At 38.2% G+C, this 13,412-nt stretch carries 11 protein-coding genes; 5 read left to right on the top strand and 6 right to left on the bottom strand.

Annotation, left to right across the window (positions count from 1 at the left end; translation table 11 throughout):
- Positions 1 to 111: 111 nt before the first annotated feature.
- From KMW37_RS05845 to KMW37_RS05835, 3 genes are all read left to right on the top strand, one after another.
- Positions 112 to 2,880, top strand: coding sequence for a TonB-dependent receptor (locus tag KMW37_RS05845; protein ID WP_215223675.1), 2,769 nt, complete (start codon positions 112 to 114; stop codon positions 2,878 to 2,880).
- A gap of 184 nt (positions 2,881 to 3,064) precedes the next feature.
- Entirely contained in the window at positions 3,065 to 5,377 is a 2,313-nt protein-coding gene (locus KMW37_RS05840; protein ID WP_215223674.1) for a TonB-dependent receptor, read from the top strand.
- 20 nt (positions 5,378 to 5,397) lie between these two features.
- Positions 5,398 to 6,009 (top strand): hypothetical protein, encoded by a 612-nt coding sequence (locus tag KMW37_RS05835; RefSeq protein ID WP_215223673.1) that lies wholly within the window; start codon positions 5,398 to 5,400, stop codon positions 6,007 to 6,009.
- Positions 6,010 to 6,103: 94 nt separating this feature from the next.
- Here KMW37_RS05835 and KMW37_RS05830 read toward each other — a convergent pair whose 3' ends face one another.
- Positions 6,104 to 6,577, bottom strand: a complete 474-nt coding sequence (locus KMW37_RS05830) for a hypothetical protein (protein ID WP_215223672.1) — start codon at positions 6,575 to 6,577, stop codon at positions 6,104 to 6,106.
- A gap of 267 nt (positions 6,578 to 6,844) precedes the next feature.
- Here KMW37_RS05830 and KMW37_RS05825 point away from each other — a divergent pair, with 267 nt between their 5' ends.
- Together KMW37_RS05825 and KMW37_RS05820 are read left to right on the top strand one after the other, a co-directional pair.
- Entirely contained in the window at positions 6,845 to 8,011 is a 1,167-nt protein-coding gene (locus KMW37_RS05825; RefSeq protein WP_215223671.1) for a PQQ-dependent sugar dehydrogenase, read from the top strand.
- Positions 8,012 to 8,017: 6 nt separating this feature from the next.
- Complete coding sequence (locus KMW37_RS05820) at positions 8,018 to 8,434, top strand: c-type cytochrome (RefSeq protein ID WP_215223670.1); 417 nt, start codon at positions 8,018 to 8,020, stop codon at positions 8,432 to 8,434.
- A gap of 96 nt (positions 8,435 to 8,530) precedes the next feature.
- Here the strand turns inward: KMW37_RS05820 and KMW37_RS05815 are convergent, their stop codons facing one another.
- The 5 genes from KMW37_RS05815 to KMW37_RS05795 form a co-directional block, all read right to left on the bottom strand.
- On the bottom strand, positions 8,531 to 9,331 hold the full coding sequence (locus KMW37_RS05815) for a PhzF family phenazine biosynthesis protein (RefSeq protein ID WP_215223669.1): 801 nt from the start codon (positions 9,329 to 9,331) through the stop codon (positions 8,531 to 8,533).
- Positions 9,332 to 9,416: 85 nt separating this feature from the next.
- Entirely contained in the window at positions 9,417 to 10,868 is a 1,452-nt protein-coding gene (locus tag KMW37_RS05810) for a TrkH family potassium uptake protein (protein WP_215223668.1), read from the bottom strand.
- Positions 10,869 to 10,872: 4 nt separating this feature from the next.
- Complete coding sequence (trkA, locus tag KMW37_RS05805) at positions 10,873 to 12,219, bottom strand: Trk system potassium transporter TrkA (RefSeq protein WP_215223667.1); 1,347 nt, start codon at positions 12,217 to 12,219, stop codon at positions 10,873 to 10,875.
- A 150-nt stretch (positions 12,220 to 12,369) separates the two neighbouring features.
- A complete protein-coding gene (locus KMW37_RS05800) occupies positions 12,370 to 12,708 on the bottom strand; it encodes a n-acetylglutamate synthase (RefSeq protein ID WP_215223666.1) in 339 nt (112 codons plus the stop codon).
- Positions 12,709 to 12,832: 124 nt separating this feature from the next.
- Entirely contained in the window at positions 12,833 to 13,411 is a 579-nt protein-coding gene (locus tag KMW37_RS05795; RefSeq protein WP_215223665.1) for a DUF4136 domain-containing protein, read from the bottom strand.
- Between the last annotated feature and the right edge of the window lies 1 nt (position 13,412).

The raw sequence follows: 13,412 nt of genomic DNA, 5'->3' as shown, positions 1-13,412 counted from the left end.
GTTTCCACTCATACAATAACATAAGTGTAGAGAAAACCTTTGCCTAATTTTGTAGTGTAATATTATAAAAACCAATCCCCCACTATCCACAATCAATTGAATATCAGAAACATGAAGAAATTTTATTTACTTTTTTTATTAATAAGTTTAACCTTTCAAGAAAATCTGTGGGCACAAGAAGTTCTCAAAGGTCAAATTATTGACCAACAAAGTGAAGAAACCCTACCCGGAGCCTATATATTTGTTAAGAACACTGAAAATGAAACCATCGGAAACACCTATTCTGATGAAAATGGTAACTTTCAGATAGCCAAACCAACCACATTACCTTTCATTCTTGAGATAAGCTTCATAGGTTTTGAAACACTGAGAAAAACTTATACCAATCTCCAAAACAATAACCTTGGAACCATCGCCTTGGGTCAGGATGCCACTCAACTTCAGGAGGTTGAGGTGAAAGGACAAATCATGACCGGTGAAGTCAAAGGAGATACTGTTTCCTTTAATGCCAATGCCTATAAGACGCGTCCACAAGCCAGTGCTGGAGAACTGATCCGTAAAATGCCCGGAGTAAACATGAGAGGTGGGACCATAGAAGTTCAAGGAGAGATTGTTGGTCGTGTACTGGTAGATGGTGAACCATTCTTTGGAGATGATCCGGCTATGGCCATGCAAAACCTTCCTGTTGAGGTAATTGACAAGATTGAGTTTTTGGACCAAAAAAGTGACCAAGCAAAACTTACTGGTTTTGATGATGGAGAAACTATCAAAACCATTAATATTATCACTAAAAAAGAAAAAAGGGGAGGGAAATTCGGTCAGCTCTTTGCCGGTTATGGAACTGATGATAACTACTTAGCAGGAGGTGCCATACATTTCTTTGAGGGTGCCAAGAGAGTTTCAGTTCTTGGCCTAAGCAATAATATCAATCAACAAAACTTTTCAGCTGATGACCTAACAGGTGCATTTGGAGCCGGAAACAACCGTGGATGGGGAAGACGGGACAGTGATGACCTAACTGTTAACTCATTGCCCGGAATTACCAAAACCAATGCGATTGGAACTAATTTCACAGATAAATTTGATAATGGCAAAGCCAAAATTTCCGGAAATTATTTCTTCAATGATAGTAGAAACATCCTGAATAGAACCTCAAGTAGAGAATATATTCTTCCTAGTGACAGTCTACAGTTCTATGATGAAAAAAGACTAGACCAAAACAATAGTCAAACCCACAGAATGACGCTTAAGTTGGAATATGACATTTCCGACAAACATGCGATTATCTGGAGACCAAGATTTTCTTATCAAAAATCTGACGCTATCAATAGCCTCTTGGCCAGAAACCTATATAACCAGTCCACTCCTATCAGTGAAACAGCCAACTTGACTTCCTCCAACAGCGATGCCTTAAGAATAGACAACGATTTAACTTATCGCTATAAATTTAACAAACCTGGCAGGACCATTTCTACCACCATCGAATCCCGGTACAGAAAAAACAGTGGGGAATCCTTATTGATCTCTGCCAATAGGAATTATCAAACAGAAAACTTGGACAGCCTGATTCAGAGAACCAATAATACTTCAAATTCCAATAGATTTGAGGGTGAGATAGTTTATACAGAACCTATCGGGGAAAACTCCCAGTTAAGGCTGGAATATGAATTAAGAAATGACAATGGGCTGAGCGATAGAGATGTGAGTGTAAGGGAAATGGAATCGCTCAATTTTGAGAAGGACAGCACCCTTAGTAACAAATTTGATAATGGTTATCGTCACCACGAAATGAACCTGGGATATCAATATGCTGGTGAGGAATTAAGAATTTACTCTTCCTTCGTTTACCAAATAGCCAACCTTAACAGTGACCGTCTTTTCCCAGGTTTCGAAAATACCCAGAGGACCTTCAAAAACTTTATCCCAAGGGTCTATATCACATACGAACCCAATAAGGAAACCAATATTAGATTTGGGTATAGAACAGACACTGATGCTCCCTCTGTAAATCAACTGCAGGATGTAATCAATAATAGCAACCCTCTTTCCATTTCTATGGGCAACCCTAATCTGGAACAGGAATATGAACATCGAATTTTCACAAGGGTAAGAAAAATCAACCTTGAAAATTCCAAGTCATTTTTCATGTACTTTTCAGGTAGGGTGAGAAAAAACTATATGGGAACCAGCACCTATATTGCCACCAAAGACACTCTGATAAATAATGATGTATTGTTGCGGCAAGGCGGTCAATTGAGAAGACCTGTTAACCTTAACAATGCTTACGATGCAAGTACGAGCTTTTCTTTTGGCTTCCCTCTTGGCTTTATAAAAAGTAACTTGAACTTAGACACAAGATTCAGTTATTCCAATCAGCCTGGGCTTATTAATGACCAACTTAATACAAATCATAACTTAGGAATGGGACAAGGTTTGTCCATCACCAGTAATGTAGGAGAAAAACTGGACTTTAACCTTGGCACCAGCGCCAATTATAATGTTGTTAGAAGCACGCTTCAATCTGACCGAAACTCTAATTACTATTCCCAGAGCACCCGCTTAGACCTGTACTGGAACTTCTGGAGAGGTTTTTTCATCAGCACCAACATTAACAACCAGCTTTATGCCGGGCTTGGTGAAGAATTTGACCAATCTATTTGGTTGATGAATGCAGATTTAGGATATAGATTCCCTCCTTCTGAAAACTTGGAATTAAAAATGACTGTTTTCGATTTATTGAATCAAAACACTAGTATTGAAAGAAATATTACCGATGTTTATATAGAAAACGTAAGAACAGACGTGCTTAAGCAATTCTTTATGCTTACCTTAACATATAATTTAAGAGCATTTGGCGGAAACAGACCGCAATATGATTGATCCAAATTTCAGTAACTATATACGCAAAAAGTACAGCTTAATTGGGCTGTACTTTTTTTTTACCCAAAAACCATCCTTATTGCCTGTCAGTAAATTGTTGAATATAAAATCCTCGCTTATTAATGAAACAAAGTTGCAAAAACATTATAAAAGCAACAATATTGCATTATCTTTGTTGTCAATAATGAACAAGTTAAAACTAAGTGTATTTTTACTCACCTTTTTGCTTTTAAGCATTAAGCTTTTAGCCCAGAAGGATTGCTCCTATATCCTTAGGGGAAAAGTTTTGGATCATGAAAGCAATGAAGCTGTGATCAATACCTATATATGGGTTCAAGACCTCAATATTGGGGCGGTGACAGACCAAAACGGAAATTTTCGGATTAATAACCTTTGCGAAGGCCATTTCGAACTTAAAGTAGAATCCATGGGATATCAATCCCAAATTCTTCCCCTCAATGTTCACGAAAATGTCAATTTGACCATTCGATTAAACCAAAAAGAATACACCATCGATGGAGTTGAAATAATTGGACACAAAGATGCCGTCAACACCATGAACTCTGTAAGCAGTCTAGGTAAAGAATTGCTTGATGAAAACAGGGGGGGAAATTTAGGAGAAACCATTAAATCATTATCTGGAGTTACAACTTATTCCACAGGTGCCAATATTGCCAAACCTGTCATTCATGGAATGCACAGTAATAGAATCATGATCTTAAATAATGGGATCAGACAGGAAGGCCAACAATGGGGCGGTGAGCACGCACCGGAAATAGACCCTTTCATGGCTGAGGATATTTCAGTAGTAAAAGGTGCCGAATCAGTAAGGTTTGGGCCTGAGGCAATGGGTGGAGTGATCTTGGTGACCCCTCCCAAGTTACCCGTTAAAGCAGGCTTTAGAGGCACAGCCAATCTCGTAGGTGCTACTAACGGAAGATCAGGAGCTGCTGCCATCAGCTTAGAGGGAGGCAGCAAAAAATGGCAAGGGCTTGGCTATAGGGTTCAGGCCTCAAGTCGAGCTGGAGGAAATATTAAATCCCCCAATTATTTTCAGGACAACACGGGCATCCGCGAACTTAATTTTTCCGGTGCGTTGGGTTATAATTCAAAAAACATAGGAATGGACCTGTTTTATAGTAGGTTTTCCACCACAATTGGCATTCTCAGTGACTCCCACACTGGCAACTCATCAGACTTGGATGAGCTGATTGAAAATGGACGGCCATTCAGTAACCCTGAATTTAGCTATGAAATTGTAAATCCTAGACAGGAAGTTGTTCACCAACTTTTCAAAGCAAAAGGTCACTATCATTTAAAAAACGAAGCCGTACTTAACTTAGAATACGCTTTCCAACAAAATAACAGACAGGAATTTGATAAAAGGCGTGGGGCTCTTAATGACAGAGCAGCTTTGGATCTCGAATTGTTTACCAATACACTCAATCTTTCCTATGAACACCCAAGTACTAAATATTGGAATGGGTCAGTAGGCATCAATTTGCTCCAACAAGCCAACAATAATATTCCTGGCACAGGGGTCACTCCCCTAATTCCAAATTATGATTTGATCAATTTAGGAGCCTTTGCCATTGAAAAATACACGAATGGCAACTTGGAATTGGAAGCTGGTGCACGATACGACTTCAGGTACGTAGATGCTGCCAGATATAAGGATGGAGAGCTTGAAGAGAGGGATTATACTTTTAAGAACTTTACAGCTTCAGTTGGAGCTGCCTATAGTTTTAATAGTAACTGGTTACTAAGCTCCAATATTGGATCAGCGTGGAGGCCTCCCAATATCAATGAGCAATTTAGTGAAGGCCTTCACCATGGAGCTGCTGCTGTGGAGATTGGGAATCCGGACTTTGTAAGTGAACAGGCCATCAAGTGGGTCAATACCCTAAACTTTAACAAAGGAAATTGGGATGTTGAATGGACTGGATATTACCATAAAATCAACAACTATATTTATCTCAATCCTACAGGAGAAAAATACATATCTCTTCGCGGAACCTTTAATATTTATGAATACCTCCAAACCGATGCTGGCCTTTGGGGAATGGATTTAAGTTCGGTTTACCAACATGACAATGGGATATCATGGTTTCTAAAAGGTGCCATGGTCAGGGCAAAGAACTTGATTGATCAAAACTACCTGCCATTCATTCCTGCTGATAGAGTTGAAACTGGAATAAGTTATGATCTACCCAGCATTGGAACCTTAAGCGATAATAAGGTTAGCCTGAGTAATCTTTCCGTTTTTCGCCAAAAAAGGGAACCTGACTTTGATTTGGCACCAGCACCATCAGGATATAATCTATGGAATATAAGTATAAGTACTGTACTCTTTTCAAAGGGACAAAATAGCCTTAAAGCCAACTTATCTGTGGATAATATCCTCAATACGGAATATAAAGATTATATGGACAGGTTCAGATATTACAGCCATCAAATGGGAAGAAACATATCCCTTAGACTTAAATATCAATTTTAACGAAAACTAAACCAATATCTATGAAAACTACATCAAACTTATTGACTCTTCTTTTACTACTGGGACTTACATTTTCGTTAGTTTCATGCGGGAAGGACGATCCTGTTCCTGAACTTGATCAGGAAGTGATTACTGATGTTACCCTTAGCTTCACAGAGGTGGATGAATCAGGAAACAGCATAGGCACTGCAATGGATTATGTTGCGTCATCAGGAGAAGGCCTTTCATTAGGCGGAGAATTGGAAATTGATATTATAAACGGATTGGAAAGTGGCAAAAGCTATCGGTTGGAAGTAACCGCATATAACGGCATTGCAGAGGAAGATATCACTGAAGAAATTGAGGAAGAATCCGATGAGCACCAGTTTTATTTTTTGGGATCTGCTTTTGTGGGAGCGAGTTCCTTTATGGAATACACCTATGATGATTCAGACGTTGATGGCCACCCAATTGGGTTAGAGGGGATTGTAAAGATAGATAACAACTTAATCAGCAATTCTGGAAAAATAAGACTTGTCCTTAGACATGGCTTGGACAAAGCTTATGCAGGTGCTGAAAATCCGCATTGGGAAAATTACGCTCAGGCTGGAGGAGAATCAGACCTTGACCTTACATTTGATGTGACTTTTTAATTGGAAAGGATTAAGCTTATAAAAGGGGCACGGGTAAATTATCCCTGCCCCTTTTCATTTTTGTTCCTATTTATCTCTTTGAGGAAATTTAGTATCATTCCTGCACGGCATTGACCCCTACATTTCCAGCTACCAAAATAGTGTTATAATCAGGACCATCCTCCGCCAAATGAACCTTTATATGTCCATCAAGCTCTTTTATATCTTCATAAGTATACCCCTTTAAAATGGTTACACTTCTTAACGGTCTAATATCCACTGGATTCAATTTTTCTAACATAGAAGCTTCCACATCCTGATAACTCCCTTTGTGCAGGTGAGCAGGAAAAAAGTAAGCCTTATTGTCTGCTTCCCCCTCCAAGATAAGGGTCAGTTGCAGTCCACTTCCATCTGAATACTCTTTAAATATTGCCCTGCCTGTATACCCATACGCAGTACTAATGGTATTTAACTTATACTCCAATACATTATCAGTATATATGGATTCCGTTAACTGACTACAACTTGCAAAAAATGCTAATAGGGACAGCATCATCGCGAAAACAACTCTGTTATTTACTCTATTCATATTGTTAATTTTCCGATCGGATAATATTAAGTCCATATTAAATATACAATATGGATATTTGATTAATACTAAAAACTAATAATTATTGTATACCATTGAAGTAATTTGGAATCTTGGCCTATTGAATTATCCAATTCACTAGGTTATTGCTTATATTTAGTTCCAAATTGCTAAAACCATTAAGGAATTGTAAAACTACATTTTTACAATTTCTTTCGGGAATGAAATCAATTCATAAAACCTATTATAATAATAAGCCTATTTATTATGAAATTAAAAACCAGCATGCATTTAAAATGCGCTTTAACATTATTCTCTTTTAGTTTAATAGCCGCAAGCGCCTGCGCACAGGAAAAAGATAACCGACCCGGGATAAGCGTAAACACACCTGCTGTAGCTGAAGATCCAAAAAATTACACGGTAGAAACAATAGTAGAAGGATTTGATGATCCATGGGGAATGGACTTCTTACCAGATGGCAGCATTTTGGTCTCAGAAAAGGCCGGAACACTCTTCCTTGTAAAGGACGGCAAAAAAACAGAAGTAAAAAACGCTCCTGAGGTATCTTCAAGAGGACAGGGAGGATTGTTGGACCTTGCCCTCCACCCTGATTTTGAAAACAACAACTGGGTGTATTTTACCATTGCTTCATCTGAAGGAGAAGGAGAAGGTGCCAATACTGCAGTAGTAAGAGCAAAATTCAACGGCAGTGAACTTTCTGATCATGAAATGATCTATAAAGCTGGTCCAAACACCAAAAAAGGACAACATTTTGGTTCTAGACTTACTTTTGATAATGAGGGCCACCTTTATTTCTCTGCCGGAGATAGAGGAGACAGGGACAACAACCCGCAAGATATTACCAGGGATAATGGTAAAATTTACCGTCTGAATGACGATGGTAGCATTCCAAAAGACAATCCTTTCGTAAATGAGGACGATGCTAAAAAAGCTATTTATTCCTATGGACATAGAAACCCACAGGGAATGCTTTTCCACCCAAAATATAAGGAGATTTGGGTCAATGAGCACGGCCCTCAAGGTGGCGATGAAATCAATATTGTAAAAAAAGGAGGCAACTTTGGCTGGCCGCTGGTAAGTTATGGTATCAACTATGACGATTCTATGCTTACTGAAGATACCAGTAAAGAAGGAATGGAACAACCTATTTACTATTGGGTTCCATCTATTGCCCCATCAGGTTTTGCCATTGTACCAGAAGAAACCTACCCCGATTGGGCTGGAAGCATTTTGGTAGGCTCCTTAAAATTCCAATACCTTGAATTACTTCAAATGGACGGCAAGAAGGTGGTCAGCAGAACGAAGCTTTTAGATGGATTGGGTAGATTAAGAAATGTAAAAACGGGCCCAGACAATTACATCTATGCCGCAATCGGAGGAAAAGGCATTGTTAAAATTATTCCCAACAAATAAGCTTTTATGATTAAAACTACTATTATCACCAGTTTGGTAGGTGCTTATCTGGGTTGGACAGCATTTACCTTCAGTGATCAAGATGATGCTCTCAAAGCCAGTATTAAAAGAGGCCAAGAAGTTTATAAGGATTATTGCATTACCTGTCATATGGCAGATGGCAAAGGAGTAGCGGGTACCTTCCCTCCTTTGGCCAATTCTGATTTTCTTTTAAAAAATCGCGAGCAAAGTATTCGAGCAGTAAAGTTCGGAATGAGTGGAGAAATTACAGTAAACAAAAAATCATATAATAATACCATGAGCAATCTAGGTTTATATGATGACGAAGTTGCTGATGTAATGAATTATATCCTGAACAATTGGGGGAATAAGACAAAAAAGATGGTTTCTGAAAAAGAAGTTAAATCCATTGAAAAGAAATAAAAAGTCAGCAGCTAATCACCAAAGTTATAAAACCCAAAAAGGGCAAATATTATTTGCCCTTTTTTTAATTCCTTCCAAATCCATTTAATTACCCTTCTAAATATTGATTGTGCCTTTTTCCTCCAACACATATTCACCACATAGTTTCACTATGCTGGCCTTCAACTCACAAACGAAAGTCCCTCCTCTTGGACTGAACTGAGCTGCCTTGAAATGTTCTTTTCCTAAACGCTCTGCCCAAAACGGGACCAACATGGCATGAGAGGAACCAGTTGCACTATCTTCCAATATTTTGGTATGAGGGATAATAGTCCTGCTCACAAAATCTTCCCCTTCTCCTTGGGCCGTAACAGCATAACCAAAAATATCACACTTCTTTAATTGTTCGAAGTCAGGTTTCATTTGCTGAACACTCTTTTCAGAATCTGTCAGAATAATATATTTATTGGCAGTCCTGTACATCCCCAATATAGGTGCTCCCAAGCCATTTAATATTTCTTCCGGCACCTTTTCCACTTTCTCTTGAACAATGATTGCATTAATACTAATACTGATGGTTTGATCAGCATTAACCTGGCCTTCTACAATTCCTTCTGCATAATGCATTCTGAAAGGACCATTTACTCCAAGCTTTTGACTTAAGAATGCAGTTGCAGCAGCGGTACCATGTCCACATAGCCCGATCTCATCACTTGGAGCAAACCATCTTATTTTATACTCTTCTGTGCCTGGAATTTTCCAAAGAAAAGTGGTAGCAGGTTGATCCAACTTAATTGCTATTTCTTTTAATTCGGCATCCGAAAGATTTTGATATAAGAGAATGACTGCTGATGGATTGCCCTGAAAGCCCTTATTTTGGTCTGTAAAAACTGAGATAATTTGATATTGAATATCCATAATTTTCTGCTCGATCTAATTATAAAAACATATTTAGCTGGTGGAAAACAACAATATATTCCCTATTTGAGAATGAATATCTAACCTAATTAGTTCTCCAAAAATAAGGAGTAAACAAAATCAAAATGGTGTAAAGCTCCAACCTTCCCAAAAGCATAATAAAAGACAAAAACAATTTAGCTACAGGGTCAAAAAAAGCAAAATTATTTAAAGGTCCTACATTTCCTATTGCCGGTCCCACATTTCCCAAACAGGTTGCAATGGCCCCAAAACTAGTCAGCATATCATAACCCAAAACTGAAAGTACCACGCTTCCAATAACAAAAACCATAAGGTATATCAGCAGGAAGTTCATAATATGTGTTATAATCTTCCCTGTAACACGATCTCCATTGATTTTTAAGGGTACTACAGCCCTTGGGTGCACAATTCGTTTAAATTCCAAAAGGGTATTTTTAAAGAAGGTCAAATGTCGAATAAACTTAATTCCCCCCGCTGTAGACCCCGCGCAACCTCCAATGAACAAAATCAAAAAGAATAAAATGGTCAGTCCATGGCCGTAACTAGTATAATCAGCTGTAACATAACCTGTAGTGGTCAGCAATGAGGAAACCTGAAAGGCGGTATCTCTAAATGCTTTCTCTGGACCTTCCCCAGAAAACATATAAACAGGGATTGTTAAAGCCCCAATAATTAAAACTACTACCAAAACATAAGCTTTAAATTCATCACTTTTCCAAACCTTGTCAAACTTACCTATCAAACCAAAGTAAATAACCGTAAAGTTGGTACCAGCAAGCAACATAAAAATAATCGCCACATATTGTATAAAGGGAGATTCATAAAAGGCCATACTGGCATTTTTTGTAGAAAATCCACCGGTAGCCAAAGTAGTCAATGCATGATTTATGGCATCGTAAAAGGTCATTCCACCTATATAATACAATAATGTACAAAGCACAGTAAGCCCAACATAAACATACCATAGCCTTTTGGCTGTCTCCCGAATCCTCGGATGCAACTTATCTGAAGTTGGACCTGGAGACTCTGCAACAAACAATTCGATCCCGCCAATTCCCAAAAGTGGGAATATGGCCACCGTTAATACAATTATTCCCAAGCCACCTATCCATTGGGTCATACTTCGCCAAAACAATATTCCTTTTGGAAGGGCTTCAATATCATTCAAAATGGAAGCACCAGTGGTAGTCAATCCGGAAACGGTTTCAAAAATAGCATCAGGAATATTGGGAATCGTCCCACTTACCAGAAAGGGAAGCATACCAAACAATGACATAAAGACCCAACTTAGCCCAACTATCAAATACCCTTCGCGCTTTCGGATATTCTGATCCTGTTTAGAAAAGGAAAAAAATAAAATGGCCCCCATGGCCATAGAAACAAAGGCTGAATAAATCAGCGGCATTTGATCCCCGCTTTGAAAATAATAACTAAAACCAATACCCGGGAGCATCAATAAGCCCAGCAGCATCAATAAGCCTCCCATGATTTTTCCAATAGCCTTATAATGGATCATTGTATCAGTTAAATAATTTTTCCAGACTGGATTTGGCAGATGGTAATGCTAAAACAATGGCTTTATCATTTATTTGAAGTTGAAAATCTCCATCTGGTATAAAAACTTCCTCTCCTCTGATTACACCTGCTACAATGGCCGTTTCAGGAAAATGTAATTCTCGGAGTTGCTTTTTAGTTAATCTATTATTTTTTGAAATCACATACTGGATAAATTCGGCATCTACCCCATAAATCCCGGAAATCGCCTCCACCTTACCTTTTCTAAGATACCTTGTAATCTGATTGGCGGCCACCAATTTTTTATTGATAAGGGAATCTACTCCTATACTATGTGAAATATGGATATATTCTCGGGTATCCACATGGGCAATAGTCTTGTAAACCCCGTGGTTTTTGGCACTCAAACTGGTAATAATATTGGTCTCGGAACTTTCAGTAAGTGCCAAAAATGCTTGCATCTCCTCTAGCCCCTCTTCAATAAGTAATTCTATATTCTTGTAATCTCCATGGATGACCAAGGAAGTATCCAACCGTTCAGACAACCATTTGCAGCGCTCTTTATCCTTGTGGATCAGGGTCACCCTATATTCTGGTTCTAACTTCAATGCCGAGGTAAAAGCTAGGTCATCCCCACCAATAATCATTACATTTTTTATATTGATTTCCCGTTGATCCATTAACTGGACAATGGACTCATTGGCTTTTTTATTGGAGATAAAATAGACATGGTCATTATTCCTCAATACTGTAGTTCCTTTTGGGATAATTGTCATTTGATCACGCACAATAGCGATAATCCTGATATCCTCAAAAATCGGCATTGCCCGGGTCTCGGAAAGCTTTTTATTGACCAGTGCAGAATATTGGTTCAAAATGATCCCAACCACGTTCAGTTTCCCTTCCTCGAAATCAAAAATATCAGAAAAAGTAGAGTTCTTGATCATTCGGTGAATTTCACCGCTACAAAGCATGGTTGGAGAAATAATATTATCAATACCTAGATTATGAAAATACGCTATATTCTCCTCCAAAAGATAATCGTGGTTTCGAACCCTTGCAATTACCCTTTTTGCCCCAAGCTGCTTTGCCAACATAGCTGTAACTATATTGGTTTTTTCAGAGGTAGTTACAGCCATAACCATATGAGCCTCTTTAACATTTGCATTTTGCAAAACATCAATAGAAGCAGAATCACCCATTACCGTCAGTACATCTAGCCTGGAGGCAACATTCTCCAGAATATCCTTATCGGTGTCAATTAAAGTAATGTCTTTATTTTCATAGCTCAAAGACTCGGCAAGATGGAATCCCATATCACCAGCTCCAGCAATCACAATATTCATGGCCATGGGCGTAAAGATAAGGTGTTTTAAGCTGCAAAGACAAAATTGTAAATTAATTTTTAGTTGGAAAACCTGCCTTTATACCTTAAATAGCCCTACTTATACTGGCTAATCCCAAATTTAATAGAAAAGAATACACTGAATCTCAATTAGCAATTACTCCTCTTCAATCATAGATTTCCCCTTTGAGAGATCTCCTGAAGTCCACTCCCACGATTCATTAAGCCTTATTTTCCCGTTTTCTAATCTTTCAGGTGTAGAAATACACTTCCCAGTCATTAATTCTCCTTCCTGATTAATGTGATGGTATCTCATGTTGATCATCCCATTTTGATCCACTTTACCGATCAAATGTCCCTTGACAATTTCACCTCCTGAATATTGGGCTGTAAGGATCTCCCCCTCTTGATAATAATGAAAAATAGTTTCTGAGGAGACTTCCCCATTATCACTGTTGCTGATAGACCTAAAGGTCTTATTATTGTAATTAAACATGGCTGCTTTTGGTTTAGAAAAACTATTAAGAATCTAAGATGATCCTGTCTGATATATTTAGGATAAAATTAAAAAAGTCACTTGAAAATTACCAAGTGACTTTTTTGTGCTCATCCAGTTTTTATCAACTATCACTGGACATGTATTTTGAAAACTCGTATAGAATTTTATCCACTGAAACGCCAATATTCTTAGACTTCTGTTTGATATTATTAACCTCACCTACTGCACTGATTCTAAGAATGATTTCATCAGCTTTGGGGTCAATAAAATCTATCAATACTTCACCCAAATTATACTTTTCAATTTCTGTTTGGCTAGGCCAATAGGGATAACCCATTCTATATGGGTACCGGTACATTGGTGAATACATTCCATAAGGATACAATCCATCGTAGCTATTGCTGCGGACTTCCTTTTCCCGGTCACTTAACAGCGTATTGTATCTTAAGATCAAATCAGGATGTTCGCTGTCTTGAGTAAAGCCCCTATCCTCCATTCCTTTGACAAGATCATCAATTAAGTTTTTGTCCAAAGTAGGTGAGTTCCAAGCATCTTTACCTTCATACTGGTTAATTATGGTAAAGGTCTTATAGGATTTGCCTTCCTTTACCTCGTTTTTTTCCAAGTAAACCTTAACAGGATTACATGCTGACATTAAAACTCCTAAGAAGATAATACTTATTCCAATTCTCAATTTCATA

The organism is Echinicola shivajiensis (assembly GCF_018642165.1).
Lineage (GTDB): Bacteria > Bacteroidota > Bacteroidia > Cytophagales > Cyclobacteriaceae > Echinicola > Echinicola shivajiensis.
The sequence above is the reverse complement of the archived record's forward strand: the minus strand, read 5'-3'. Positions and strand labels throughout refer to the sequence as shown.

Coding starts and splice junctions, on each gene's coding strand:
- KMW37_RS05800 (WP_215223666.1), bottom strand. CDS start 12,708: ATGTTTAATTACAATAATAAGACCTTTAGGTCTATCAGCAACAGTGAT.
- trkA (WP_215223667.1), bottom strand. CDS start 12,219: ATGGCCATGAATATTGTGATTGCTGGAGCTGGTGATATGGGATTCCAT.
- KMW37_RS05845 (WP_215223675.1), top strand. CDS start 112: ATGAAGAAATTTTATTTACTTTTTTTATTAATAAGTTTAACCTTTCAA.
- KMW37_RS05825 (WP_215223671.1), top strand. CDS start 6,845: ATGAAATTAAAAACCAGCATGCATTTAAAATGCGCTTTAACATTATTC.
- KMW37_RS05820 (WP_215223670.1), top strand. CDS start 8,018: ATGATTAAAACTACTATTATCACCAGTTTGGTAGGTGCTTATCTGGGT.
- KMW37_RS05835 (WP_215223673.1), top strand. CDS start 5,398: ATGAAAACTACATCAAACTTATTGACTCTTCTTTTACTACTGGGACTT.
- KMW37_RS05815 (WP_215223669.1), bottom strand. CDS start 9,331: ATGGATATTCAATATCAAATTATCTCAGTTTTTACAGACCAAAATAAG.
- KMW37_RS05840 (WP_215223674.1), top strand. CDS start 3,065: ATGAACAAGTTAAAACTAAGTGTATTTTTACTCACCTTTTTGCTTTTA.
- KMW37_RS05830 (WP_215223672.1), bottom strand. CDS start 6,577: ATGAATAGAGTAAATAACAGAGTTGTTTTCGCGATGATGCTGTCCCTA.
- KMW37_RS05810 (WP_215223668.1), bottom strand. CDS start 10,868: ATGATCCATTATAAGGCTATTGGAAAAATCATGGGAGGCTTATTGATG.
- KMW37_RS05795 (WP_215223665.1), bottom strand. CDS start 13,411: ATGAAATTGAGAATTGGAATAAGTATTATCTTCTTAGGAGTTTTAATG.